Source organism: Streptomyces sp. A2-16, from assembly GCF_018128905.1.
Taxonomy (GTDB): domain Bacteria; phylum Actinomycetota; class Actinomycetes; order Streptomycetales; family Streptomycetaceae; genus Streptomyces.
This window is the reverse complement of the sequence record NZ_CP063808.1, coordinates 9,523,508-9,549,333: the sequence shown is the minus strand read 5'-3', so window position 1 is coordinate 9,549,333 and position 25,826 is coordinate 9,523,508. Positions and strand designations below refer to the sequence as shown.

General features: G+C 69.6%; 19 protein-coding genes and 4 tRNA genes. 14 read left to right on the top strand and 9 right to left on the bottom strand.

Annotated features, from left to right (window positions below):
• The first annotated feature begins 28 nt into the window (after nt 1–28).
• The 7 genes from purS to purM all read left to right on the top strand — a co-directional run bounded on the left by purS (nt 29) and on the right by purM (nt 7,675).
• The gene (gene purS, locus IOD14_RS42840) at nt 29–292 is read left to right on the top strand and encodes a phosphoribosylformylglycinamidine synthase subunit PurS (RefSeq protein WP_015659417.1); all 264 of its coding nucleotides are present in this window, start codon (nt 29–31) and stop codon (nt 290–292) included.
• Complete coding sequence (gene purQ / locus IOD14_RS42835) at nt 289–969, top strand: phosphoribosylformylglycinamidine synthase subunit PurQ (protein WP_123990243.1); 681 nt, start codon at nt 289–291, stop codon at nt 967–969. The genes purS and purQ overlap by 4 nt, the downstream gene beginning before the upstream one ends.
• Complete coding sequence (gene purL / locus IOD14_RS42830; protein WP_123990242.1) at nt 966–3,224, top strand: phosphoribosylformylglycinamidine synthase subunit PurL; 2,259 nt, start codon at nt 966–968, stop codon at nt 3,222–3,224. Before purQ ends, purL begins: the two co-directional genes overlap by 4 nt.
• 83 nt (nt 3,225–3,307) lie before the next feature.
• Nucleotides 3,308–4,105 (top strand): maleylpyruvate isomerase family mycothiol-dependent enzyme, encoded by a 798-nt coding sequence (locus IOD14_RS42825; RefSeq protein WP_212673063.1) that lies wholly within the window; start codon nt 3,308–3,310, stop codon nt 4,103–4,105.
• Between the two features lie 66 nt (nt 4,106–4,171).
• Entirely contained in the window at nt 4,172–4,978 is an 807-nt protein-coding gene (locus IOD14_RS42820) for an META domain-containing protein (RefSeq protein ID WP_123990240.1), read from the top strand.
• A 57-nt stretch (nt 4,979–5,035) separates the two neighbouring features.
• Complete coding sequence (gene purF, locus IOD14_RS42815) at nt 5,036–6,562, top strand: amidophosphoribosyltransferase (protein WP_123990239.1); 1,527 nt, start codon at nt 5,036–5,038, stop codon at nt 6,560–6,562.
• A 45-nt stretch (nt 6,563–6,607) separates the two neighbouring features.
• On the top strand, nt 6,608–7,675 hold the full coding sequence (gene purM, locus IOD14_RS42810) for a phosphoribosylformylglycinamidine cyclo-ligase (RefSeq protein ID WP_123990238.1): 1,068 nt from the start codon (nt 6,608–6,610) through the stop codon (nt 7,673–7,675).
• Nucleotides 7,676–7,746: 71 nt separating this feature from the next.
• Here the strand turns inward: purM and IOD14_RS42805 are convergent, their stop codons facing one another.
• The gene (locus tag IOD14_RS42805; RefSeq protein WP_123990237.1) at nt 7,747–8,001 is read right to left on the bottom strand and encodes a DUF3073 domain-containing protein; all 255 of its coding nucleotides are present in this window, start codon (nt 7,999–8,001) and stop codon (nt 7,747–7,749) included.
• Nucleotides 8,002–8,282: 281 nt separating this feature from the next.
• The gene (locus IOD14_RS42800) at nt 8,283–9,383 is read right to left on the bottom strand and encodes a Glu/Leu/Phe/Val dehydrogenase dimerization domain-containing protein (RefSeq protein ID WP_212673062.1); all 1,101 of its coding nucleotides are present in this window, start codon (nt 9,381–9,383) and stop codon (nt 8,283–8,285) included.
• Between the two features lie 223 nt (nt 9,384–9,606).
• Here IOD14_RS42800 and IOD14_RS42795 point away from each other — a divergent pair, with 223 nt between their 5' ends.
• On the top strand, nt 9,607–10,449 hold the full coding sequence (locus IOD14_RS42795; RefSeq protein WP_123990235.1) for a hypothetical protein: 843 nt from the start codon (nt 9,607–9,609) through the stop codon (nt 10,447–10,449).
• A 515-nt stretch (nt 10,450–10,964) separates the two neighbouring features.
• Nucleotides 10,965–11,171 carry a developmental transcriptional regulator BldC gene (gene bldC, locus IOD14_RS42790; protein WP_003949541.1) on the top strand — a complete coding sequence of 69 codons (207 nt, stop codon included), beginning with the start codon at nt 10,965–10,967 and terminating at the stop codon, nt 11,169–11,171.
• Between the two features lie 402 nt (nt 11,172–11,573).
• Here the strand turns inward: bldC and IOD14_RS42785 are convergent, their stop codons facing one another.
• From IOD14_RS42785 to IOD14_RS42755, 7 genes are all read right to left on the bottom strand, one after another.
• Entirely contained in the window at nt 11,574–11,765 is a 192-nt protein-coding gene (locus IOD14_RS42785) for a DUF6274 family protein (RefSeq protein ID WP_212673061.1), read from the bottom strand.
• 430 nt (nt 11,766–12,195) lie between these two features.
• Nucleotides 12,196–12,270 (bottom strand) — tRNA-Asp (locus IOD14_RS42780).
• 94 nt (nt 12,271–12,364) lie between these two features.
• Nucleotides 12,365–16,324: an ATP-dependent RNA helicase HrpA gene (gene hrpA, locus IOD14_RS42775; protein WP_123990233.1), complete on the bottom strand. Its 3,960-nt coding sequence runs from the start codon at nt 16,322–16,324 to the stop codon at nt 12,365–12,367.
• 130 nt (nt 16,325–16,454) lie between these two features.
• A tRNA-Phe gene (locus tag IOD14_RS42770) sits at nt 16,455–16,528 on the bottom strand.
• A 24-nt stretch (nt 16,529–16,552) separates the two neighbouring features.
• A tRNA-Asp gene (locus IOD14_RS42765) sits at nt 16,553–16,627 on the bottom strand.
• Between the two features lie 38 nt (nt 16,628–16,665).
• Nucleotides 16,666–16,738 (bottom strand) — tRNA-Glu (locus tag IOD14_RS42760).
• An 80-nt stretch (nt 16,739–16,818) separates the two neighbouring features.
• Complete coding sequence (locus IOD14_RS42755) at nt 16,819–18,426, bottom strand: metallophosphoesterase (RefSeq protein WP_212673060.1); 1,608 nt, start codon at nt 18,424–18,426, stop codon at nt 16,819–16,821.
• Between the two features lie 86 nt (nt 18,427–18,512).
• Between IOD14_RS42755 and IOD14_RS42750 the strand changes: the two genes are divergently transcribed.
• From IOD14_RS42750 to IOD14_RS42730, 5 genes are all read left to right on the top strand, one after another.
• Entirely contained in the window at nt 18,513–18,863 is a 351-nt protein-coding gene (locus IOD14_RS42750; protein WP_123990231.1) for a metallopeptidase family protein, read from the top strand.
• A gap of 90 nt (nt 18,864–18,953) precedes the next feature.
• Nucleotides 18,954–19,469 (top strand): hypothetical protein, encoded by a 516-nt coding sequence (locus tag IOD14_RS42745; RefSeq protein ID WP_212673059.1) that lies wholly within the window; start codon nt 18,954–18,956, stop codon nt 19,467–19,469.
• 232 nt (nt 19,470–19,701) lie between these two features.
• On the top strand, nt 19,702–21,834 hold the full coding sequence (locus IOD14_RS42740; RefSeq protein ID WP_212673058.1) for a DEAD/DEAH box helicase: 2,133 nt from the start codon (nt 19,702–19,704) through the stop codon (nt 21,832–21,834).
• Nucleotides 21,835–22,016: 182 nt separating this feature from the next.
• Entirely contained in the window at nt 22,017–24,134 is a 2,118-nt protein-coding gene (locus IOD14_RS42735) for an FG-GAP-like repeat-containing protein (protein WP_212673057.1), read from the top strand.
• Nucleotides 24,135–24,197: 63 nt separating this feature from the next.
• Nucleotides 24,198–25,751 carry an amino acid permease gene (locus IOD14_RS42730; protein ID WP_123990227.1) on the top strand — a complete coding sequence of 518 codons (1,554 nt, stop codon included), beginning with the start codon at nt 24,198–24,200 and terminating at the stop codon, nt 25,749–25,751.
• Nucleotides 25,752–25,826: the final 75 nt, after the last annotated feature.

The window sequence follows — 25,826 nt, the reverse complement described above, 5'->3', positions numbered from 1 at the left end:
GCTCAGCACCACACCACCGGGAGTGCCAGTGGCACGCGTCGTAGTCGACGTCATGCTCAAGCCGGAGATCCTCGACCCCCAGGGCCAGGCGGTCCAGCGCGCACTGCCGCGACTGGGTTTCGAAGGCATCTCCGACGTACGTCAGGGAAAGCGATTCGAACTGGAAGTTGACGGACCGGTCGACGAGGCCGCGCTCGCCCGCATCCACGATCTTGCGGAATCCTTCCTCGCCAACACCGTGATCGAGGACTTCACCGTCAAGGTGGAGGAAGTCGCGGAGGCCGCGAAGTGACCGCTCGTATTGGCGTCGTCACTTTCCCCGGCAGCCTCGACGACCGGGACACCCAGCGCGCGATCCGCCTCGCGGGTGCCGAACCGGTCGCTCTCTGGCACAAGGACAAGGACCTCCACCAGGTCGACGCGGTCGTGCTCCCCGGTGGTTTCTCCTACGGCGACTATCTGCGGGCCGGCGCCATCTCCCGCTTCTCGCCGGTGATGGAGACGGTCATCGAGCAGGCGAAGGCCGGGCTTCCGGTCCTCGGCATCTGCAACGGCTTCCAGATCCTCACCGAGGCCCACCTCCTCCCGGGCGGAATGCTCGGCAACGACCACCTCCACTTCATCTGCCGCGACCAGAAGCTGCGGGTGGAGAACGCGGAGACCGCCTGGACCGCCGACTACGAGTCCGGCCAGGAGATCCACATCCCGCTGAAGAACATGGACGGCCGGTACGTCGCCGACCAGTACACGCTGGACAAGCTGGAGGCCGAGGGCCGGGTCGCCTTCCGCTACCTGGACTTCAACCCCAACGGCTCGCTCAACGACATCGCCGGCATCACCAACGAGGCCGGGAACGTCGTAGGCCTCATGCCGCACCCGGAGCACGCCGTGGAGCCGCTCATCGGCTCCGGCCGCACCGACGGCCTCCCCTTCTTCACCTCGATCCTCAAGAAGCTGGTCAACGCATGAGCCGGACGCCTCTGGACACGGTCGAGCACGCGGCCGCGACCCCCGACGTCGAGCTGCCCTGGGCCGAACTGGGCCTGAAGAAGGACGAGTACGAGCGGGTGGTGGAGATCCTCGGCCGCCGCCCGACGGGCGCCGAGCTCGCCATGTACTCGGTCATGTGGTCCGAGCACTGCTCGTACAAGTCGTCGAAGGTGCACCTGCGCCAGTTCGGCGAGAAGGCCCCGCAGAGCGATGCCCTGCTCGTCGGCATCGGCGAGAACGCGGGCGTGGTCGACGTCGGCCAGGGCTACGCGGTCACCTTCAAGGTCGAGTCCCACAACCACCCGTCGTACGTCGAGCCCTACCAGGGCGCGGCCACCGGTGTCGGCGGCATCGTCCGCGACATCATCGCGATGGGCGCGCGCCCGGTCGCGGTCGTGGACCCGCTGCGCTTCGGCGCGGCCGACCACCCCGACACCAAGCGCGTCCTCCCCGGTGTCGTCGCCGGCATCGGCGGCTACGGCAACTGCCTCGGTCTGCCCAACATCGGCGGCGAGGTCGTCTTCGACGCCTGCTACCAGGGCAACCCGCTGGTCAACGCCGGTGCCATCGGCGTCATGCGGCACGAGGACATCCACCTCGCGAAGGCGTCCGGCGCGGGCAACAAGGTCATCCTGTACGGGGCCCGCACGGGCGGCGACGGCATCGGCGGCGCCTCGATCCTCGCCTCCGAGACCTTCGACGACGCCAAGCCGTCGAAGCGCCCCGCCGTCCAGGTCGGCGACCCCTTCCAGGAGAAGCTCCTCATCGAGTGCACCCTGGAGGCCTTCAAGGAGAAGCTGGTCGTCGGCATCCAGGACCTCGGCGCGGCCGGCCTGTCCTGCGCCACCTCCGAGCTCGCCTCCAACGGCTCCGGCGGCATGCGCGTCACTCTGGACGACGTACCGCTGCGCGACTCCACGCTCTCGCCCGAGGAAATCCTCATGAGCGAGTCGCAGGAACGCATGTGCGCGGTCGTCGAGCCGGAGAAGGTCGACCGGTTCCTCGAGATCTGCGACAAGTGGGACGTCATCGCCACCGTCATCGGTGAGGTCACCGACGGCGACCGGCTGGAGATCTACTGGCACGGCGGCAAGATCGTCGACGTCGACCCGCGCACGGTCGCCCACGACGGCCCGGTCTACGAGCGCCCCTACGCCCGCCCGTCCTGGCAGGACGAGCTCCAGGCGGACGACGCGAACAAGCTGCCCCGGCCCTCGTCCGGCGAGGAGCTGAAGGACCAGGTCCTGAAGCTCGTGTCCTCTCCCAACCAGGCCTCCAAGAAGTGGATCACCTCGCAGTACGACCACTTCGTGCAGGGCAACACGGTGCTGGCCCAGCCGGAGGACTCCGGCATGATCCGCATCGACGAGGAGACCGGCCTCGGCGTCGCCATCGCGACCGACGGCAACGGCCGTTACGCCAAGCTGGACCCGTACGCGGGCGCCCAGCTGGCGCTCTCGGAGGCCTACCGGAACGTGGCGACGACCGGCGCCAAGCCGCTCGCCGTCTCCGACTGCCTGAACTTCGGCTCGCCCGAGGACCCGGCCGTCATGTGGCAGTTCGCGGAGGCCATCCGCGGACTCGCCGACGCCTGCCAGCAGTTGGGCACTCCGGTCACCGGCGGCAATGTCTCCCTGTACAACCAGACCGGCGAGGTGGCGATCCACCCGACCCCGGTCGTGGCCGTGCTGGGCGTCATCGACGACGTCGCCCGCCGCACGCCGGTCGCCTTCCAGGAGGAGGGGCAGCTGCTCTACCTCCTCGGTGACACCCGTGAGGAGTTCGGCGGCTCGGCCTGGTCCCAGGTCGTCCACGACCACCTCGGCGGCCTGCCGCCCAAGGTCGACCTGGAGCGCGAGCGCCTGCTGGCCGAGATCCTGATCTCGGCCTCCCGCGACGGCATGATCGACTCCGCGCACGACCTGTCCGACGGCGGTCTGATCCAGGCGGTCGTGGAGTCGGCGCTGCTCGGCGGCAAGGGCGCGCGTCTGGTCGTACCGGACGGGCTGGACGCGTTCACGCTCCTCTTCTCCGAGTCGGCGGGACGCGCGGTCGTCGCCGTACCGCGCTCCGAGGAGCTCCGCTTCAACGACATGTGCGGTGCGCGCGGCCTGCCCGTCACCCGCATCGGTGTCGTGGACGGCGACACGGTCGAGCTCCAGGGCGAGTTCGAGCTGTCGCTGGAGGAGCTGCGCACGGCTCACGAGGAGACGATCCCCGCGCTGCTCAAGTAGGCGGTCGTACGACTGAGCAGGCCCCGCCCGGCACCCGACGGGCGGGGCCCGCTCGCGTTCCGGGGCCGACTAGGCTCACCGCCATGCCCACGGCCAGGAAGCGCGCCCGCACCTACGACCCCGTCAAGATCCGCACGGCCGTGCAGGCCCAGCTCGGAAACGTACGGGCAGCCGTACGCACCCTGACCCCCGAGCAACTGGAGTGCCGCACGCGGCTGGGCGAGTGGACGGTGCGCGAGCTGGTCGCGCACATCGGGATGGCGGTCACGGCCGTCCACCGGAGCCTGGACCGGCCCGCGCCCCCGCGGCAGGACGCCACGCTCCTCGACTGGCCCTTCGCCACCGCCGCGAGCGCCGCGGCCATCGACGACTTCACCCGCGGCCTCGCCGAACGGCACCCCGACCTCGACGCCTACCTCGGCGACGTCGAGCGGACCCTGGCCGAGCTGCTGGACGCACACCCCGGCACACGGCTTCTGGAGACCAACGCCGGAGCGCTGCCCCTCGCCGACTACCTCGTCACCCGCACCGTCGAACTCGTCGTCCACACCGACGACCTGAGCGCCGCCGTGCCCGGCCTCGACATCCCGCACGACCGTCAGGCCCTCGCCGCCTGCACCCGGCTTCTCGCCGACGCCCTCGCCGTCAAGGCGCCCGGCGGCTCGACCGAGGTGCGGGTGCCGCCGTACGCCGTCGTGCAGTGCGTCGAAGGGCCCAAGCACACCCGTGGCACCCCGCCGAACGTCGTGGAGACCGACCCGCTGACCTGGATCCGGCTCGCGACCGGCCGGCTCACCTGGAAGGACGCGCTCGACGAGGCCAAGGTGAGCGCCGGCGGGGAGCGGGCGGACCTCGGCGGACTGCTGCCGATCATGACCTGACGGCGAACATGACAACGGACTGATAACAACCCCGAACCCACCGCCCGCCTCATGCGTCAAAGAGTCATGAAGCGGACGACATACGCCAAGTACGCGGCCGCGGCCCTGGCCGGGACCACCGTCCTGGCCGCCTGCGGCACGGAACCGGCGGGGTCCGGGGCCAAGGACGTCGCCCCCCTCGCGGACACCATCACGGACGCCTCCTGGGTGCCCAAGAAGGTCACCGTCGACGGCAAGGACTACGTCCTGCCCGGGAAGGCCGCCCTCAAGAAGGCCCGGATCACCTTCGCGACCGGCACCCCCGATCCGGACACCGGCGGTGGTGAGTCGGGCGGTTCCGTGGGCTGCAACAACATCGGTGCCGATGTGGACATCCGCGGCGACACCGTCAGGGTCACCGACCTCGTCAGGACGCTGATCGGCTGCCCGGGTGCCCTGGGGGAGTTCGAGGAGAAGTTCGTCGGCGTCTTCGACAACGACCTCAAGGCCCGCCTGGACGGGCCCCCGGGCGCCAGGACCCTCACCCTCACCAGCCCGGAGGACGACACCATCACCCTGCGTGAGGAGAAGCCCCCCGCCCTGAAGGGCACCCGCTGGTCCCTCGGCGAGAACGCCCATCTCATCCTCACCAAGAACAACACCGTCACCGGCAGCCTCGGCTGCAACACCTTCAACGGCAAGGCCACGGTCAAGGACGGCACCATCGAGTTCGGGCGTCTCGCGACCACGCGCAAGATGTGTGCGGGCCCGGTGATGAAGACCGAGCGCGAACTCGCCGAGATCCTCTCCGGAAAGGTCTCCTACCAGCAGGAACACGATTCGCTGAAGATCACCAAGGCGCCTGGCAGGAGCGTTACGGCCCGGGCGGAGTAAGAAAGCCCACTCTCCGCGAATTCGGACCAGTGGTCGATCTCGCCTACACTCGGAGCCGTGCCACGTGGTGACGGTCGACTCAGTCATGATCTGCTCCCCGGCGAGAAAGGTCCTCAGGACGCCTGCGGCGTCTTCGGGGTCTGGGCTCCCGGTGAAGAGGTCGCCAAGCTCACTTACTTCGGGCTCTACGCCCTCCAGCATCGGGGCCAGGAATCCGCGGGAATCGCGGTCAGCAACGGCTCCCAGATCCTCGTCTTCAAGGACATGGGCCTCGTGTCCCAGGTCTTCGACGAGACCTCTCTCGGTTCGCTCCAGGGTCACATCGCGGTCGGTCACGCCCGCTACTCGACCACCGGCGCCTCCGTGTGGGAGAACGCCCAGCCGACGTTCCGTGCCACCGCGCACGGTTCCATCGCGCTCGGCCACAACGGCAACCTGGTCAACACGGCGCAGCTCGCCGAGATGGTCGCCGACCTGCCCAAGCAGGAGGGCCGCAGCCCTCGTGTGGCCGCCACCAACGACACCGACCTGCTCACCGCGCTCCTCGCGGCCCAGGTCGACGAGGACGGCAAGCCGCTGACCATCGAGGAGGGGGCCCATTCCGTCCTCCCCAAGGTGCGCGGAGCGTTCTCGCTCGTCTTCATGGACGAGCACACCCTCTACGCGGCCCGCGACCCGCAGGGCATCCGCCCGCTGGTCCTCGGCCGCCTGGAGCGCGGCTGGGTCGTCGCCTCCGAGTCCGCCGCCCTCGACATCTGCGGTGCGGCCTACGTCCGTGAGATCGAGCCGGGCGAGTTCATCGCCATCGACGAGAACGGACTGCGCAGCTCCCGATTCGCGGATGCGAAGCCCAAGGGCTGTGTCTTCGAGTACGTCTATCTGGCGCGCCCCGACACCGACATCGCCGGCCGGAACGTCTACCTCTCCCGCGTGGAGATGGGCCGCAAGCTCGCGAAGGAAGCGCCCGTAGAGGCCGACCTCGTCATAGCGACTCCGGAGTCCGGCACCCCGGCGGCCATCGGTTACGCCGAGGCGTCCGGGATCCCCTTCGGTGCGGGTCTCGTGAAGAACGCCTACGTCGGCCGTACGTTCATCCAGCCCTCGCAGACCATTCGCCAGCTCGGCATCCGCCTGAAGCTGAACCCGCTCAAGGAAGTCATCAAGGGCAAGCGTCTGGTCGTCGTCGACGACTCGATCGTCCGCGGCAACACCCAGCGCGCCCTGGTCCGCATGCTCCGCGAGGCGGGCGCCGCCGAGGTCCACATCCGGATCTCCTCGCCGCCGGTCAAGTGGCCCTGCTTCTTCGGCATCGACTTCGCCACCCGCGCCGAGCTCATCGCCAACGGCATGACCATCGACGAGATCGGCACCTCGCTGGGCGCCGACTCCCTGGCGTACATCTCCATCGACGGCATGATCGAGGCGACCACCATCGCCAAGCCGAACCTCTGCCGCGCCTGCTTCGACGGCGAGTACCCGATGGAGCTCCCGGACCCCGAGCTGCTCGGCAAGCAGCTCCTGGAGACCGAGCTGGCCGCCGGGCCCGCCGCCACGGCCGCCGCCGACGCGATCCGTCGCCCGTAGGCAGCCCGTCCCACCTGCCGTACGACACGAAAGTTCTCTACTGCCATGTCTGAGACAACTGGTGCCAGCTACGCAGCCGCGGGCGTCGACATCGAGGCGGGCGACCGCGCCGTAGAACTCATGAAGGAGTGGGTGAAGAAGACCCAGCGCCCCGAGGTCCTCGGCGGCCTCGGCGGTTTCGCCGGCCTCTTCGACGCCTCCGCCCTCAAGCGCTTCGAGCGTCCCCTGCTCGCCTCCGCCACCGACGGCGTGGGCACCAAGGTCGACATCGCGCGCCAGTTGGGCGTCTACGACACGATCGGCCACGACCTGGTCGCGATGGTCATGGACGACATCGTGGTGTGCGGTGCCGAGCCGCTGTTCATGACCGACTACATCTGCGTCGGCAAGGTCCACCCCGAGCGCGTCGCCGCGATCGTCAAGGGCATCGCCGAGGGCTGTGTGCTCGCGGGATGCGCCCTGGTGGGCGGCGAGACGGCCGAACACCCCGGTCTGCTGGGCCCGGACGACTTCGACGTCGCCGGCGCCGGTACGGGCGTGGTGGAGGCCGACCGGCTGCTCGGCGCGGATCGCATCCGTAAGGGTGACGCCGTCATCGCGATGGCCGCCTCGGGTCTTCACTCGAACGGGTACTCGCTCGTGCGGCATGTGCTCCTGAACGAGGCGGGCCTCTCCCTGGACGCCCGGATCGAGGAGCTCGGCCGCACCCTCGGCGAGGAGCTCCTGGAGCCCACCAAGATCTACTCGCTGGACTGCCTGGCCCTGATCCGCACGGCCGAGGTGCACGCCTTCTCGCACGTCACCGGCGGCGGTCTGGCGGCCAACCTGGCCCGGGTCATCCCCGACGGACTGCACGCCGTCGTCGACCGCGGCACCTGGACCCCGGACCCGATCTTCGACCTCGTCGGCAGGACGGGTCAGGTCGAGCGCCTGGAGCTGGAGAAGACCCTGAACATGGGCGTCGGCATGATCGCGATCGTCCCCGAGGAATCGGCGGACGTCGCCCTGGCCACCCTGGCCGACCGCGGGGTCGAGTCCTGGGTCGCGGGCGAGATCACCGACCGCGGCGACAAGGAGACCGGCGCCGAGATGGTGGGCGACTACAGCGCCTGAGCCTGACGGGCAGCGCAAAACCCGGTCCGGTGGTGTGGACCACTCGGACCGGGTTGAGCACAGCTAGAGCGTCAAGCGCCGCGGCGGTGTTGGGACGACGGACCGGACTCGTCGTCCTCGTCCTCGTCGTCGTTGTAGAGATCCGCGTACTGGGCGTACGGGTCGTCTTCCTCGTCGTCGTCCTCGAACGGCTCGCCATTCGGCGGCTGGCTCGAAGTCGAAGCGCCCAGCTCATTGGCCAGACGCGACAGATCAGTCCCGCCGCTGCTGTACTTCAGCTGGCGGGCGACCTTCGTCTGCTTGGCCTTTGCCCGGCCGCGCCCCATGGCTCGACCCCCTCGGATACGGGGCTCGGTGGCCCCAGAGTCTTGACACGCGTTCATGATCTGGAACGGGCTCTCCGCAGAGAGACCGGTCCGTAGGGCTTCCACGGTACCTGAGCCCACGCCCATACGGTACGTCGCCCGCAGCACGGGCCCGGCACCGGCACCCGCGGGGAGCCCCGTCCCCGCTGGTCAACCGCGATTTTAACCACTTCTTCGCGGCCGACCCGCCGACGAACGTGAGAGTTCTCTCTAAGTGTGCGCCGACGGGTACCGGTCAAACGTCAGTGCGCCCGTTCCGTGGCCGCCTCATGCATCCGCTGCTCGGCGATCCGGTCGGCCGCGGCAGCCGGCGGAATCCCGTCTTCCTTCGCACGTGCGAATATGGCGAGCGTGGTGTCGTAGATCTTCGCCGCCTTCGCCCGACACCGCTCGAAGTCGAACCCGTGCAGTTCGTCGGCGACCTGGATGACCCCGCCGGCGTTCACCACGTAGTCCGGCGCGTAGAGGATCCCGCGGTCGGCGAGGTCCTTCTCGACGCCGGGGTGCTCGAGCTGGTTGTTGGCCGCGCCGCAGACGATCCGCGCCGTCAGCACCGGCACGGACGCGTCGTTCAGGGCCCCGCCGAGCGCGCAGGGGGCGTAGACGTCGAGGCCCTCGGTCCGGATCAGCGCCTCGGTGTCGGCGACCGGGGAGACGGCCGGGTGGCGGCCGACGATCCGCTCCACGGCCTCCTGCCGTACGTCCGTGATCAGGACCTCGGCGCCCTCCTCGAGCAGGTGTTCCACCAGGTGGTGCCCGACCTTGCCGACGCCCGCGACGCCGACCTTGCGGCCGCGCAGCGAGGGGTCGCCCCACAGGTGCGCTGCGCTGGCCCGCATGCCCTGGTAGACGCCGAAGGCGGTGAGGACGGAGGAGTCGCCCGCGCCGCCGTTCTCGGGGGAGCGTCCGGTCGTCCAGCGGCACTCACGGGCCACGACGTCCATGTCGGCGACGTAGGTGCCGACATCGCACGCGGTGACGTAGCGCCCGCCCAGCGAGGCCACGAAACGGCCGTACGCGAGGAGGAGTTCCTCGCTCTTGTCGCGCTCCGGGTCGCCGATGATCACGGCCTTGCCGCCGCCGTGGTCGAGCCCGGCCATGGCGTTCTTGTACGACATCCCGCGCGCGAGGTTCAGCGCGTCGGCGACGGCCTCCTGCTCGCTCGCGTACGGGTAGAAGCGCGTCCCGCCGAGGGCGGGGCCGAGCGCGGTGGAGTGGAGGGCGATGACGGCCTTGAGGCCGCTCTTGCGGTCCTGGCAGAGCACGACCTGCTCATGACCGCCCTGGTCCGAGTGGAAGAGGGTGTGCAGCACATCGGCAGCGGCGCCGGTTACGTCGGTCACTGTGGTGACTCCTGGGTACATTGCGGCGATGGGACACAGGCGCCCGTAAGGGTGGCGGGGCCTGCTGGGCACGAGATTAGGGCTTGAGGCGGCCCCTGACCGTGCAGTGCTCAGGATCACCTTCACGCGGCGTACGGGCGTGCGACGATTTGCATAGTTTTCCCGCATGTTTGTGTGCGGGTTTCGCAGGTTTTCCCGGCAGGCGGCGGGGGAGAGAGCAGGCGTGCCCAAGGTGTCCTCGGTGATCGTCCCGTACGCGACCTATCTGCGCGTGTACGAACCGCTGGCCGCCTTCCCGGAACCCGAGCGCAGCCACTGGGCGCGCTACGCCCGCCGCCCGGACCGTCCCTCGTACCAGGACGAACTGCGCCGTTCCCTGGCCGATCTGCTGCCCGTCCCGCCCGTCCCGGTGCCGGTGCACGAGAGCAGCGACGCCTTCGTGCTCGACGTGGACGGCGTGGTGTGCGTGTGCCCGTGGCGCACCCGGCTGCGCGGCTGGCTGGCGCTGGAGGAGCTCGGGGAGGAGCTGCCGGGGCCGGTGCTGGACGCGGTGCTGCCCGAGGTCGTACGCCGCCAGACCGCGCAGGACTACGAGCGCTGGCTCGCCCGCAACCCGGACGCCCGGCCCTGGATCCGCACCGCGACCTGGCAGGTGCCGCTGAACTGGTTCGTGCTCGTCTCCGACGAGGAGCGGCGCTTCGACAAGGGTTCCGGCGAGATCCCGCCGATGCTGCGCTACCGCACGCCCATGGTGCAGGCCCGGCGGCGCGTGGCGCGGGCTCTGCGGGCCCTCAAGGACGGCGTCGACGAAGGGCCGCTCATCGACGGCCTGATCGATGTCGGACGCTGGCTGGAGGAGTTCCACCCGCGTTCGCTGGTCGAGCTCGACTACGGCGGTCTGGTGCATGTGCTGCCGACGGGCGAGCTGGAGGACGACCACTCGGCGGCGGACGTGGCCGAGGGCATCGAGGCGCTCAGGCACGGTGACGGGGTGGCGGCGGGCGAGGCCTACGGGCGGCTCGTGGAGCGCTGGCGGTCCGTCAGGGACCGGCGCTCGGCGAACTGAATGTGCGCCACGTCACGAACAGGCGTTTGACCTGACGCCCGTTTTGGGGTTTCGTCCTCGCTCAAGGTGTTCAACTTCCCCTGAAGTCTCACCGACAAGGGACGTAGGTCCCGATCCGGGCGTACGCCTCACGGAGTGTCAAGCGTGACGGACCGCACGTACCCGGCTCTTGCATCTCTTGCCCCTCCTCATGCCAAAATAGGACAAGGGGCCCGGGGGAGGTTCCGCTTTGGGGGGTCTGGTGACTCCTGATCGCCTGTGTGACTGATCGTCACAGAGGCGTGACTGTCCGCTATGGCATGGTCCATCGGCTTCCGTCGCCGATGAACACCTGGGGGGCAATTCCATCGGTTTGGCCGACGCGGCTGGACAGATGGTGTAGTTGTAGTGCCGAGGACAAGCCGTTCGTCCTATAACCGACTCGACCCGCATCCGCCATTTCGGGCAACGCGGGTCAAGGTGCAGAATTTAGAGGAAAGAACCGAGAAGGTTCGGTTCTCCCGAGGAGGCCGCTCATGACCGCTCGCACCCCTGATGCCGAGCCGCTGCTGACCCCGGCTGAGGTCGCCACGATGTTCCGCGTGGACCCGAAGACGGTCACGCGGTGGGCGAAGGCCGGCAAGCTCACGTCGATCCGTACGCTCGGCGGGCACCGCCGTTACCGCGAGGCTGAGGTCCGCGCTCTGCTCGCGGGCATCCCGCAGCAGCGCAGCGAGGCCTGAACAACTGAATAACCGGGCAAACCGGTCGGCCCCCCAGTCGGCTGCGGCGCCCGAACACCAGCTACAAGCGACGCGGGTCCTGCCCCAACAGGGCCCATTCTCAAGCTCGTCGTCGATCGCGCTGGACTCCGCCGAGTCCAGCGCGATCTTTTTTGTGCGCGCACCGTGGGTGGCCGGCGAGCCTGTGAGCGGGCTTGTCGGAGTCTGGGGAGGGGTGTCGGATCTCCTGTGAGGCGGCCCTCGGGGAGCGCCTGGCGGGGGTGCGATCCTGGGTGCAATTGCACATATTAAATTGACCTGTTGTAGGGGAGGGGTAAGTTCCACGGTTTCAAAAACTCATGCGGTGACTCCCGTCACATGCCAGAGTCCTTGTTGCCGTAGCGCCCGGTGCGCTAGAGGGAGTTACGTCGAGGAGGGGGTCTCGTCCTCCGTGACCTCCTCCGGGGCCGTGGCGGCTCCGGGGGCGGAGTCCATCGCCAGCCGCAACAGGCGGTGGCAGATCGGGCAGTGGCGGGTCAGATGCCGGTAGGACGACGCGGCCGACAGATGTGCACGGAGCAATGCCCGCGTCTCGTGCCTGACCGATGCCGCCATACGCCACCTCCGGGCTCCGCGGGGAACGGGGGCCTGGTTTCTGGGTACCGGGGCTTCGGGACGCCGTCAAGATGGCGTGGCGCGCCACGGGGCTCTCCGAGGGCTTCGGAGGGGCGCCGTGGCTCGCCTGAACTTCCGCCGTGCCGCTCCCCGGCGCTGCCGTGCCCGTCCTGGGGGCTGCCGCCCCCCAGCCCCCCCGCTTCGGCCCTGAAGGGGCCTCGTCCTCAAACGCCGGACGGGCTGGGACGCCTGGACCGGCGTCCACACATGAAGAAGGCCCGCGTCCGGTCGCCGGGAGGCGGGCCTTGGCGTCTGTTGCGGGCCTGACGGGATTTGCTGTGTCTGATTGCGGCTCCGCCGCGGGCGCGGCCTTCGGTGCATGAAGAAGGCCCGCGTCCCGTAGCCGGGAAGCGGGCCTTGCTTTTTGCTGCGGTCCTGACGGGATTTGAACCCGCGGCCTCCACCTTGACAGGGTGGCGAGCACTCCAAACTGCTCCACAGGACCAGGTTTCGCGGCGCTTATTGCTGCGTTGCGCTGCGAGAAGGACTGTACAGGAGCAGGGACGTCCTGGTCGAACTCACCCTGTGTACAGGTGCTGTCACGGTGCGAGCGTGTCGATCGCCTTCACGATCCGCTTGTCGGAGACGGGGTACGCGGTGCCGAGCGCGTGGGCGAAATAGCTGACCCGCAGTTCCTCGATCATCCAGCGGATGTCCAGGGCCTGCTGGGGCACGGGCCGGCCCTTGGGGAGCTGCTCCAGGAGCCAGGCGTACTCGTCCTGCATCTCGTGGACCTTCTCCATACGGGTCGTGTCCCGCTGGACGTTCGTCGGCATCTGCTGGAGACGCCGGTCCGCCGCGACCAGGTAGCGCATGAGGTCGGGCAGGCGCCGCAACCCCGTCGCCGTCACGAACCCCGGCTTCACCAGCGCGTCCAACTGCGCCCGTACGTCCGCCAGGTTCGCCAGCAGCACCGGGCTCCGTACGGTCTTCAGGCGCCGCTCGCAGGCCTGCCAGGCGGCGAGCACCTGCTGCACCTGCCCGACCGTACGGACCGTCGTGTCGACGATCTCGGAGCGCACCTTGTCGTACAGCTTCCGGTACGACTCCTCGTCCCACGCCGGCCCCCCGAAGTCCCCGATGAGCTTGTCCGCGGCCGCCGTCGCGCAGTCGTCGAACAGGGCCTGGACCGAACCGTGCGGATTCGCCGACAGGGCCAGCTTCTGGGGGTTGGTCAGCTTCTCGGACGCGAACTTCGCCGGGCTCACCGGGATGTTGCGCACGATCAGCCGCCGCGTGCCCTTCCACATCGCCTCGGCCTGCTCGGCCTCCGTGTCGAAGAGGCGGACCGAGACCGTGTCGCCGTCGTCCACCAGCGCCGGGTACGCCTTCACCGGCTGGCCCGCACGACGGGTCTCGAAGACGCGGGTGAGCGTGCCGATCGTCCAGTCCGTCAGCCCCTTGCGCTCCAGGGACTCGCCGCCCTCGCGGGAGGCGGTCGCGGCCGCCGCCTGCGAGAGCGCCTGGCGGGCCTTCGGCTTCAGCTGGAGCCGAAGCGCCTCCAGATCCTTGGCCTCCGCCAGCTTGCGCCGCCGCTCGTCCACGATCCGGAAGGTGATGCGCAGATGCTCGGGGACCCGGGACCAGTCGAAGTCCTCGGCCTCGAACGGCACTCCGACCATCCGCTTCAGCTCGCGGGCCATGGTCACCGGCAACGGCTCCTGCAGCGGCACCGCCGTGTCCAGGAACCGCTTCGCGAAGTTCGGGGCCGGGACGTAGTTGCGGCGGATCGGCTTGGGGAGGGAACGGATCAGCTCCGTCACCAGCTCCTCGCGCAGGCCCGGGATCTGCCAGTCGAAGCCCTCGTCCTTCACCTGGTTCAGGACCTGGAGCGGGATGTGGACCGTCACACCGTCGGCGTCCGCGCCCGGCTCGAACTGGTACGTCACCCGGAACTTGAGCGGACCCTGCCGCCACGAGTCGGGATAGTCGTCCTTGGTGACCGCCTCCGCCGACTCCCGGATGAGCATCTCCCGCTCGAAGTCCAGGAACTCCGGCTCCTCGTGCCGCTTGCGCTTCCACCAGGAGTCGAAGTGCGCACCGGAGACGACGTGTTCGGGCACCCGCTGGTCGTAGAAGTCGAACAGGGTGTCGTCGTCGACCACGATGTCCCGTCGCCGGGCGCGGTGTTCGAGCTCCTCGACCTCGCTCAGCAGCTTGCGGTTGTCGGCGAAGAACTTGTGGTGGGTGCGCCAGTCGCCCTCGACGAGGGCGTTGCGGATGAAAAGCTCCCGGGAGGACTCCGGGTCGATCCGGCCGTAGTTCACCTTCCGCTGGGCGACGATCGGTACGCCGTACAGCGTGACCTTCTCGTACGCCATCACCGCGGCCTGGTCCTTCTCCCAGTGCGGTTCGGAGTAGGTCCGCTTCAGCAGGTGCTCGGCCAGGGGCTCGACCCACTCCGGCTCGATCTTGGCGTTGACGCGGGCCCAGAGCCGCGAGGTCTCCACCAGCTCCGCCGACATGACGAACTTCGGCTGCTTCTTGAAGAGCGCCGAGCCGGGGAAGATCGCGAACTTGGCGCTGCGGGCGCCCAGGTACTCGTTCTTGTTGCCGTCCTTCACGTCCTTCATGCCGATGTGCGAGAGCAGACCGGCGAGGAGGGAGACGTGGACGGACTGGTCGGCCGCGTCCTCCTCGTTGAGATGGATGCCCATCTGCTTGGCGACCGTGCGCAGCTGGGTGTAGATGTCCTGCCATTCGCGAATGCGCAGGAAATTCAGGTACTCCTGCTTGCACATGCGCCGGAAGGAGCTGGAGCCCCGCTCCTTCTGCTGCTCGCGGACGTACCGCCACAGGTTCAGATAGGCGAGGAAGTCGCTGGTCTCGTCCTTGAAGCGGGCGTGCTGCTGGTCGGCCTGGGTCTGTTTGTCGGCCGGGCGCTCGCGCGGGTCCTGGATGGAGAGCGCGGCGGCTATGACCATGACCTCGCGGACACAGCCGTTCTTGTCGGCCTCCAGGACCATGCGGGCCAGGCGCGGGTCGACGGGCAGCTGGGCGAGCTTGCGGCCGGTGTCGGTCAGCCGCTTGCGGGAGTCCTTCTGCGCCGGGTCCAACGCGCCGAGCTCCTGCAGGAGCTGGACGCCGTCGCGGATGTTGCGGTGGTCCGGCGGGTCGATGAAGGGGAACTTCTCGATGTCGCCGAGGCCGGCCGCGGTCATCTGCAGGATGACGGAGGCGAGGTTCGTCCGCAGGATCTCGGCGTCCGTGAACTCCGGCCGGGCCTCGAAGTCCTCCTCGCTGTACAGGCGGATGCAGATGCCGTCGGACGTACGGCCGCAGCGGCCCTTGCGCTGGTTGGCACTGGCCTGGGATACCGGCTCGATGGGCAGCCGCTGGACCTTGGTGCGGTGGCTGTAGCGGGAGATACGGGCGAAGCCGGGGTCGATGACGTACTTGATGCCGGGGACGGTCAGGGAGGTCTCGGCGACGTTGGTCGCCAGAACGATCCTGCGCCCGGTGTGCGGCTGGAACACGCGGTGCTGCTCGGCGTGGGAGAGCCGGGCGTACAGGGGCAGGACTTCCGTGAAGCGGTAGTTCTTCTTCACGAGCGCGTCCGCGGTGTCCCGGATCTCCCGCTCTCCCGAGAGGAAGACCAGGATGTCGCCCTTGCCCTCGCCCTGCAGTTCCTCCACGGCGTCGCAGATCGCGGTGATCTGGTCGCGGTCGGAGTCGTCGGAGTCCTCTTCGAGGAGGGGCCGGTAGCGCACCTCCACCGGATAGGTCCGGCCGCTGACCTCGACGATCGGGGCGTCCCCGAAGTGCCGGGAGAACCGCTCGGGATCGATGGTCGCCGAGGTGATGACGACCTTGAGGTCGGGGCGCTTCGGCAGCAGCTGGGCCAGGTACCCGAGCAGGAAGTCGATGTTGAGGGACCGCTCGTGGGCCTCGTCGATGATGATCGTGTCGTAGGCGCGCAGCTCGCGGTCCGTCTGGATCTCGGCGAGCAGGATGCCGTCCGTCATCAGCTTCACGAAGGTCGCGTCCTGGTTCACCTGGTCGGTGAACCGCACCTTCCAGCCGACGGCCTCGCCGAGCGGGGTGTCCAGCTCCTCGGCGACCCGCTCGGCGACGGTGCGGGCGGCGATCCGGCGGGGCTGGGTGTGCCCGATCATGCCCTGTACGCCCCGGCCGAGCTCCAGGCAGATCTTCGGGATCTGGGTGGTCTTGCCGGAGCCGGTCTCACCGGCGACGATCACGACCTGGTGATCGCGGATGGCGGCCGCGATCTCGTCCTTCTTCTGGCTGACCGGCAGCTGCTCGGGGTACGACACGGCGGGCACCCGCGCCCGGCGCGCACCCATCCGCTCCTCGCCCTTGCCGACCTCCGCCTCGATCTCGGACAGCACGGCGGCCCGTGCCTCGGGCTTGCGGATCCTGCGCGCGCCTTCGAGCCTGCGCCCGAGCCGGTGCGCATCACGCAGGGACAGCTCGGTCAGGCGGGCGGCGAGATCTCCGAAGGAGGGGGCGCCGGGGGCGGGGGCAGGGTGCGTAGACATACGCGATCCAGGATCTCATCCCCGGGAAATTACTGGCGAACGGTTTTGTTTCCGGCGGCCGGCCGGTCACGACGTACAACCTGTCACGACATACAACAAGACCCCGATCCGAGGATCGGGGTCTGTGCTGTGGCTGGGGCCGGGGTCGAACCGGCGACCTACCGCTTTTCAGGCGGTCGCTCGTACCAACTGAGCTACCCAGCCGCGAGGCTTCCGGGGAAACCTCAGCGGTCCTGACGGGATTTGAACCCGCGGCCTCCACCTTGACAGGGTGGCGAGCACTCCAAACTGCTCCACAGGACCAAGCGTTGTGCACGAACAGTGTCGCACACGGTGTTGCGTGCCCCCAACGGGATTCGAACCCGTGCTACCGCCTTGAAAGGGCGGCGTCCTAGGCCGCTAGACGATGAGGGCTATCGGCCCGCCTGGGCGCTTCTCAGCGCGTCGGGGACGTGAGAAGCATATGGGATGCCGGGAGGTATCGCCAAAACGGTTTAGGGGGTGCCCGAGGAGGAGCCGGTCGGCGAGGGCGAGCCGGTGGGGGAGGGGGAGCCGGTGGGGGAGGGTGTCGCTCCCGGCTGGTTGTCCTCCGGGAGGTGGCGGCTGACCTCCGCCGTCGTCAGACCGAGGCCGCCGAGCCTGATCTCGTCCCAGGCCTGGAGGCGGCGGGTGTCCCGGTCCAGGTAGAGGATCGAGGCCTCGATGGGGTCGGGGTACTTGCCCTCCACGGCCCGCAGACCGCTGCCGCCGGTCGAGCCCTCGACGCGCAGCCGGGTGCCCTTCTTCATGACCTCCATCTCCTGGTGGTGGAGGTGCCCGGACAGGACCATCGGGACCTCGCCGTCGACCTCTCGGGCCGCCGAGGGTTCGTGGACGATCGCGAGGTCGGCGGGGGTGCCCGCGGCCCGCTGTGCGCGCAGGGCCGCGGCCAGACGGTCGCCCGCCGCCTCCTGGGACTCGTCCGCGCCCGGGTTCGTGGAGCGGTCGGGGGTGAACTGGGGGTCGCCCATGCCGGCGAACCGCAGCCCGGCGATCGTCTCCGCCGTGCCGTTGTCGAGGACGTGGACACCCTTCAGGCGCTCCATGTAGCGCTGGGTGGTCAGGGAGTCGTGGTTGCCGCGGACCCAGACGTACGGCGCCCCGAGGTCCGGGATCGGGTCGAGGAAGCCGTTCTCCGCCGCCGTGCCGTGGTCCATGGTGTCGCCCGAGTCGACGATGACGTCGACCTTGTACTGCTCCACCAGCGAGGCGATGATCTTCCAGCTCGCCGGGTTCAGGTGGATGTCGGAGACGTGCAGGACCCGGATGGTGGTGGGGTCCGGCTGGTAGGCGGGGAGCGTGGACGTGACGTCGTAGAGCTTCGTCACGTTCGTCACCAGGCGGGCCAACTCCTTCTGGTAGACGTCGAACTCGGTGACGATGTTGCGCGCGTTGCCGACCAGGGAGGGCGCCGAGGAGAGCAGGCCCGAGAACTTCGGCTCCAGGACGGATTCCGGGTTCCAGGTGGCGTACGCCGTGCCGCCCGAGGCCGCCAGGAGGGTGAGGGCGAGTCCGCCGGCCGCGAGAGCCCGCCGGGGGCGGCGGTAGACCGCGAGACCGAGCGCCGTGGCGCCCGACACCACGGCGACGCAGGAGCGCAGGGCCAGGTCGAGGGTGCCGTGCTCGACGTCCGTCGCGACCTCGTCCTGGAGGCCCGAGAGGCGTTCGGGGTGGTCGACGAGGGCCTGGGAGCGCTCCGGGTCGAGCTGGTCGACGTTGACGTCGAGGCGGACCGGGGCCTGGTGGCTGTCCAGCTGGAGCGCGCCCAGCGGGGAGACGTTGATCTTCGTGCCGCCGGTCAGGGACGGGCGCAGGGTCATCGTCGTGTTCATGGGGCCGACCGGGACCCGGACGTTGCCGACGATCAGCAGTCCGAGCCATGCGCCCATGAGGACGACGGCGACCAGGCCGAGGGCGCGGGTCCAGGGATGCGGCTGGTGGACGAGCTCGACGGACGGGTGGGAGCGGCGCCTGCCGTACTGGCGGGCGAGGGCTCGAGGAGGCTTGCACAGGACGTTCAGGATGCTCCGGACGGTCAGGGCTGCGGCGGGGACGCGGGCCATTGGTCCCGTATGCCCAAGTCCGCGCGCGGATATGCGGGCGTGCTCATGACTCTCGTACGGCGGGGTCGTACCGGAGAATGGGCTTTGTGCTGGAGATGACGCGCGAGGAGTTCGAGGAACTGGTCGCCGAGGCGCTGGACCGGATTCCGCCGGAGTTGACGCGGCTGATGGACAACGTCGCGGTGTTCGTCGAGGACGAACCGCCGGCGGACGATCCCGAGCTGCTCGGGCTGTACGAGGGCACTCCGCTGACCGACCGGGGCGAGTGGTACGCCGGGGTGCTGCCGGACCGCATCACGATCTACCGGGGGCCGACGCTGAGGATGTGCGACACGCGGGACGACGTCGTCGCGGAGACCGAGGTGACGGTGGTGCACGAGATCGCCCACCACTTCGGGATCGACGACGAGCGGCTGCATGCACTCGGGTACGGGTGAGGGTGTTTCGAACGGGGCGCGTGTCCTCTTGTGGGCGGCGGGAGTTGGGCAGGTTGACTCTTTGACGACCGCCCTCGGAGGTGGCTGCTCGTGCGCCCCTTGTACGTACCCGTCCGTCTGGCCGCCACGGTCATGGCCGTCGCCGCCGCAGCGGGCTGCATGAGCGTGGGCGGGGACGACGGAGGCGGCAGCGCGAAGCCGTCGCACTCCGCCGGTGAGCGGGGCGGCAAGGCACCCGACGGGGGATCGGCGGACTCGGGCGGGTCCAGGGGGCTCGGCGGCACGGGTTCGGACGGCAAGCACGGCAGGCACGGCAAGGGGAAGGACGGCAAGGAGTCCGCCTCCCCGTCGGCGTCCGCCTCGGCGAGCGCGCCCGCCTCCCCGGGGGCGAAGCCGGGTGCCTCGGTGAAGCCGGTGCCCTCGGCGACGAAGGACGATCCGGTGCCCACGCACACGCCCGATCCCGAGCCGCCCGCACCGAGCGAGCCGCCCGCGTCCCCGACGCCGTCCCCGCCGCCCGCGGAGCCCTCGTCGTCCGCGCAGCCGGAGACGGGGCCGCAGTTGAGCCAGCGGGAGCCGGCGCCGACAGCCGGATCGCCGGTGTGAGTCGGCGGTAGCCACGTGACCTCCGCTACACCGGCAGGTTCTGGTTTGCCTCGGGAGGTGGGGGGTGCGTATGGTGGTAGATCGTTTGATCCCATTGCCCGGCGCCATTGCAGAGAGCGCCGTGTGGCGCGTTCTCTCCCTTGCCGTGGCTGACCGCATAGAGGCGGTCGTATTGCGAATCACGGAGTTGACGGGCGCGTGCCGACGAGACTCCGGAAGGTTTCGCATACGCATGTCCATTTCCAGTACTGATCACGTCGTCGTGCCCGAGAACGAGGGCACCGAGGACGTCACCGAGGCCACTCCCGAAGTCACCTTCGCGAGCCTCGGTCTCCCCGAGGGCGTCGTGCGCAAGCTCGCCCAGAACGGCGTGACCACCCCCTTCCCGATCCAGGCCGCGACCATCCCGGACGCCCTGGCCGGCAAGGACATCCTCGGCCGCGGCCGCACCGGCTCCGGCAAGACCCTCTCCTTCGGTCTGCCGACGATGGCCCGCCTCTCCGGCGGCCGCACCGAGAAGCACAAGCCGCGCGCCGTCATCCTCACCCCGACCCGCGAGCTCGCCATGCAGGTCGCGGACGCCCTCCAGCCCTACGGCGACGTCCTCGGCCTCAAGATGAAGGTCGTCTGCGGCGGCACGTCGATGGGCAACCAGATCTACGCCCTGGAGCGCGGCGTCGACATCCTCGTCGCCACCCCGGGCCGCCTGCGCGACATCATCAACCGCGGCGCCTGCTCCCTGGAGAACGTCGAGGTCGCCGTCCTCGACGAGGCCGACCAGATGTCCGACCTGGGCTTCCTGCCCGAGGTCACCGAGCTGCTCGACCAGATCCCGGCCGGCGGCCAGCGGATGCTGTTCTCGGCCACGATGGAGAACGAGATCTCCACGCTGGTCAAGCGCTACCTGAGCAACCCCGTCACGCACGAGGTCGACAGCGCCCAGGGCAACGTCACGACCATGTCGCACCACATCCTGATCGTGAAGCCCAAGGACAAGGCGCCGGTCACCGCGGCCATCGCCTCCCGCAAGGGCCGCACCATCATCTTCGTCCGCACCCAGCTGGGCGCGGACCGCATCGCCGAGCAGCTGCGCGAGGCCGGTGTGAAGGCCGACGCGCTGCACGGCGGCATGACCCAGGGCGCCCGCACCCGGACGCTGGCCGACTTCAAGGACGGTTACGTCAACGCGCTCGTCGCGACCGACGTCGCCGCCCGCGGCATCCACGTCGACGGCATCGACCTCGTCCTGAACGTCGACCCCGCCGGTGACCACAAGGACTACCTGCACCGCGCAGGGCGTACCGCTCGCGCGGGCCGCACCGGCACGGTCGTCTCGCTGTCCCTGCCGCACCAGCGCCGGCAGATCTTCCGGCTGATGGAGGACGCGGGCGTCGACGCCGGGCGTCACATCATCAACTCCGGTACGGCCTTCGAGCCCGAGGTCGCCGAGATCACCGGTGCCCGTTCGATGACCGAGGTCCAGTCCGAGTCCGCGGCCAACGCGGCTCAGCAGGCCGAGCGCGAGGTCGCCCACCTCACCAAGGAGCTGGAGCGGGCGCAGCGGCGCGCGACCGAGCTGCGCGAGGAGGCCGACCGCCTGGTCGCCCGGGCCGCCCGCGAGCGCGGCGAGGACCCGGAGGCAGCGGTCGCCGCGGCCGCCGACGCGGTCGTCGTGGCCCAGGAGGCCGAGACCGTGGTCGCTGAGCAGCCCGCCGAGCGTCCCGCGTACGAGCAGCCGCGTCAGCGCCGTGACGAGCGGGGCAACTACGAGCGTCGTGACGACCGTCGGGACGACCGTGGTGGCCGTTCCTTCGAGCGCCGTGACGACCGCGGTGGCTTCAACCGCGACCGTCGTGACGGCGAGCGTGGCGGCTTCCGCCGTGACAACGACCGTCGGGACGACCGTGGTGGCCGCACCTTCGAGCGTCGCGACGACCGTGGTGGCTTCCGACGCGACAACGACCGCCGTGACGACCGCCGTGACGACCGTGGTGGCCGCACCTTCGAGCGTCGTGACGACCGTCGGGACGACCGTGGTGGCCGTTCCTTCGAGCGTCGTGACGACCGTGGTGGCTTCCGCCGCGACAACGAGCGTCGGGACAACGACCGCCCCGGGTTCCGCCGTGACGACCGTCCGGCCGGCCGCTCCTTCGAGCGCCGTGACGAGCGGAGCGGCCACCGTGGCAGCGACCGCCCGTTCAACCGTGACCGTCAGGGCGACCGCCCGGGCTTCCGCTCCGGCGGCCACGACCGCCCGAGCCACGACCGCCCCTACGGCCGTCGTGACGACCACCGTGGCACCGGCACCGGCACCGGCTCCTTCGGCCGCCGCGACGACAAGCCGCGCTGGAAGCGCAACGGCTGACACAGTGTGAGCTGAGAAGGGCCCGTACGACTTCGGTCGTGCGGGCCCTTTCGCTTGCGCCATCGACTACCGAAGCCTGTGTGGCGGTTGTTAACATCTGTTCGATTGCGTGGCGGAGAGTGGCCGAGGGGGAGTACAAGGCCTGCCGCCGCGCCTTTTCTGACTTCCCTGGGGAGGGACCCTTGACCCGGCATGCCCGGATCGCACTCACTCTTGCCTCGCTGGCCGCTCTGAGCGCCGGCACCCTGACGACCGCGGGCCCGGCGGCCGCGGACACCACCCCGACGCCGATCGCCACGGACGGCGTGTGGGGCATCGACTACGCGGGCGGCTATCTGACCAGCGTCGAGTACCGGCCCGACGGTGAGCAGTACGTGGTCGGCCGGCAGCTCTCGGCCGACGGCTCCACCGTGCTGGAGCAGGCCACCCGCGGATTCGCCGGCGTCTACGCCGACGGCACCCATCTGCAGCGGGTGCCCTGCGACGCGGGTGACTGCGTGCCGCTGCGCTCCCTCGGCACGCAGAGCGTCGGCTATTTCCGGGTCGACGAGTACGGCAAGGAGCGCGCCCAGATCTGGGTCGAGCCCAACGGCTACCGCTCGGACGAACCGGACGTCACCGGCGGCCGTTTCGTGGACGCCACCGGCCGCTACTACGTCTACAACGCCGCCTCCACCGGCAAGCAGTACGTCGACGCGGTGAACCGGTACCGCGCCGACGACGTCCGGCTGACCCGCTCCGTCACCGCCGCCTCCGTGTGGGGTTCGGCGCTGTGGACGCCGGGCTCCGGCAACGGCGTCGTCACCCAGTACGACCTGGAGGGGAGGAAGACGGTCGCGACGGTGTCCACCGGCGCCCCCTGCACGGTCAAGGAGCTCCAGGTCATCGGGCGCTGGATCTACTGGAACTGCGGTCCGACGGGCGCCGCCGGGGTGTACGACCGTACGGCGAAGAAGAACATCAAGGTGCCCTCCGGCCCGGCGCTCGTCGGCGACGGCTACCTCGTCCAGCACGACCGCGCCGCCGGAAAGCTGATGCTGACGGACTACCACTCCGGTACGGCCGCCGCCGCGCGCGCCGTCGCCGACCTGCCGGCCGGGAGCACCGCCGACCAGCGGCGGCTGACCTGGTCGGTGGACAAGCTCGGCGGGGGCATCGCCTACGTCGGCACCGACCACGCGATCCGGACCGTGCCGAGCGGGGTGCCCGCCCAGTCCCTCTCGAAGATCGAGTCGGACCTGGACGACAACCTCTTCGACGCCGCCGGACGCAACAGCGGCAACATGGAGTGGAACAGCACCTTCCAGCTGAACAAGCCGGCAGCCTGGACCTTCACGGTCAAGGACGCCCAGGGCCGCACCGACCGCACCCTCAAGGGCAGCGGTACGGCGGTCACCGTCGCCTGGGACGGGAAGACGGCGTCGGGTGCGTACGCGTACAACGGCCCGAAGAACTGGACGCTGACCGCCACCGCCGCCGACGGCGTGGGCACGTACACGACGAGCGGCAAGCTCTCCCTCACCGGCGGCCGCCAGGGCCACCACGACCAGGGCGGCTACGCCTACGGCGAGCTGGCCACCCTCAACTCCTCGGGCACGCTGAGCCTGCAGTACACCAACGGCGGCGGTACGTTCGACTGGAAGCAGAACGCGTCCGGCTGGCCCGCCGGGACCGTCGCCGTCCCCTTCGGCGACATGGGCAAGGACCGCTGCGCCGAGATGCTGGTCCGTATGCCGAACGGCGAGCTGCGCCGCTACGCGGGCAAGTGCGGGGAGGGGTCGTACGCCCCGGCGAGCAGTCACACCTCGCTGGGCACCGGCTGGAACGCGTACAACGTCCTGACCGCCCCCGGCGATCTGACCGGCGACGGCCGTGTCGACCTGCTGGCCCGCAAGGCGTCCACCGGTGACGTCTACCTGTTCGCCAACGACGGCGCGAGCAAGCTCAAGCCGGGCGTGAAGATCCGCAGCTGGGCCACGTACAAGAAGATCGTCGGCGCCGGTGACCTCAACGGCGACGGCTTCGGGGACGTGCTGGTGCAGGACCGGGCCGGGACGCTGTGGCGCTACGACGGCACCGGCGCCGGACAGGTCAGGGAGCGGGTGAAGGTCTTCTCCAACTGGGGGACCTCCTACAACGTGGTCGTCGGCGTCGGTGACATCACCGGCGACGGCAGGAACGACCTGGTCTCCCGGGACACCGCCGGCAACCTGTACCGCAACAACGGCGACGGCAAGGGGTCGTTCGGGGCGCGGGTGAAGATCGCGAGCGGCTGGCAGGTCTACAAGGGCCTTTTCTAGAGGGGCACTTCTCGGCCAAGTTGTGACGTGTGTCACGCCCCCGGTGTGGGAATCGCTGGGGGCATGACAGATGACGACATAGCGAGTGGGCGGACGGGTCCTTCCGGCCTGTCGGACGAAGAACGGCTTGCCCAGCTCGGCTACACGCAGGTCCTGGCCCGCCGCATGTCGGCGTTCTCCAACTACGCGGTCTCCTTCACCATCATCTCGGTGCTGTCGGGCTGCCTGACCCTCTACCTCTTCGGCATGAACACCGGCGGCCCCGCGGTCATCACCTGGGGCTGGGTCGCCGTGGGTCTGATGACGCTGTTCGTCGGCCTGTCGATGGCCGAGATCTGTTCGGCGTACCCGACCTCGGCCGGCCTGTACTTCTGGGCGCACAAGCTGGCCCCCGCGCGGACCGCGGCCGCCTGGGCGTGGTTCACGGGCTGGTTCAACGTGCTGGGCCAGGTCGCGGTGACCGCGGGCATCGACTTCGGCGCCGCCTCCTTCCTCGGCGCCTACCTCAACCTCCAGTTCGACTTCGAGGTGACCCCGGGCCGCACGATCCTCCTCTTCGCGGCGATCCTGCTGCTGCACGGCCTGCTGAACACCTTCGGCGTGCGGATCGTCGCGCTGCTGAACAGCGTGAGCGTGTGGTGGCACGTGATCGGCGTGGCGGTCATCGTCGGCGCCCTCACCTTCGCCCCCGACAAACACCAGTCGGCGTCCTTCGTCTTCGGCGAGTTCGTGAACAACACGGGCTGGGGCAGCGGGGTCTACGTCGTCCTCATCGGCCTCCTGATGGCGCAGTACACCTTCACCGGCTACGACGCCTCCGCCCATATGACCGAGGAGACCCACGACGCGTCCACCGCGGGCCCGAAGGGCATCGTCCAGTCGATCTGGACGTCGTGGATAGCGGGCTTCGTGCTCCTGCTCGGCTTCACCTTCGCGATCCAGTCCTACGACGGCGCCCTGAACTCCCCGACGGGCGCGCCCCCGGCCCAGATCCTCCTGGACGCCCTGGGCGCCACGGCGGGCAAGCTGCTCCTGCTGGTCGTGATCGGCGCCCAGCTGTTCTGCGGAATGGCCTCGGTGACCGCCAACAGCCGCATGATCTACGCCTTTTCGCGCGACGGCGCACTGCCGTTCTCGCACGTCTGGCACACGGTGAGCCCGCGCACGAGGACCCCGGTGGCGGCGGTGTGGCTGGCGGCGGGCGGCGCCCTGGTCCTGGGCCTGCCGTACCTGATCAATGTGACGGCGTACGCGGCCGTGACGTCCATCGCCGTCATCGGCCTCTACATCGCCTACGTCATCCCGACCCTGCTGCGGCTGCGCAGGGGTGAGGACTTCGACCGGGGGCCCTGGCACCTGGGCCGTTGGTCGCGCGCGATCGGCGTGGTCTCGGTGGCGTGGGTCGCCGTCATCACGGTCCTGTTCATGCTTCCGCAGGTCTCCCCGGTCACCTGGGAGACCTTCAACTACGCCCCGGTCGCCGTCCTCGTCGTCCTCGGCTTCGCCTGGACCTGGTGGGCGGCCTCGGCCCGGCACTGGTTCCTCAACCCCGAGCACGAGCGCACCAAGGCCCGCGAGGCGGCCCGCGCGAACGCCCCCGAACCGGTCGATCCCTGACCTTCCGTCCCGTTCCGTCCGCCCGACGCGGCCGTGTCCCCGATACCCGATCGGAGACACGGCCACGTCCGGCTA

What these genes read in the sequence shown, in the direction of transcription:
- IOD14_RS42820 (WP_123990240.1), top strand. Translation starts at nt 4,172, where the DNA reads ATGAAGCGGACGACATACGCCAAGTACGCGGCCGCGGCCCTGGCCGGG.
- hrpA (WP_123990233.1), bottom strand. Translation starts at nt 16,324, where the DNA reads ATGTCTACGCACCCTGCCCCCGCCCCCGGCGCCCCCTCCTTCGGAGAT.
- bldC (WP_003949541.1), top strand. Translation starts at nt 10,965, where the DNA reads ATGACCGCTCGCACCCCTGATGCCGAGCCGCTGCTGACCCCGGCTGAG.
- IOD14_RS42785 (WP_212673061.1), bottom strand. Translation starts at nt 11,765, where the DNA reads ATGGCGGCATCGGTCAGGCACGAGACGCGGGCATTGCTCCGTGCACAT.
- purM (WP_123990238.1), top strand. Translation starts at nt 6,608, where the DNA reads ATGTCTGAGACAACTGGTGCCAGCTACGCAGCCGCGGGCGTCGACATC.
- IOD14_RS42740 (WP_212673058.1), top strand. Translation starts at nt 19,702, where the DNA reads ATGTCCATTTCCAGTACTGATCACGTCGTCGTGCCCGAGAACGAGGGC.
- IOD14_RS42730 (WP_123990227.1), top strand. Translation starts at nt 24,198, where the DNA reads ATGACAGATGACGACATAGCGAGTGGGCGGACGGGTCCTTCCGGCCTG.
- IOD14_RS42755 (WP_212673060.1), bottom strand. Translation starts at nt 18,426, where the DNA reads ATGGCCCGCGTCCCCGCCGCAGCCCTGACCGTCCGGAGCATCCTGAAC.
- purL (WP_123990242.1), top strand. Translation starts at nt 966, where the DNA reads ATGAGCCGGACGCCTCTGGACACGGTCGAGCACGCGGCCGCGACCCCC.
- IOD14_RS42825 (WP_212673063.1), top strand. Translation starts at nt 3,308, where the DNA reads ATGCCCACGGCCAGGAAGCGCGCCCGCACCTACGACCCCGTCAAGATC.
- IOD14_RS42805 (WP_123990237.1), bottom strand. Translation starts at nt 8,001, where the DNA reads ATGGGGCGCGGCCGGGCAAAGGCCAAGCAGACGAAGGTCGCCCGCCAG.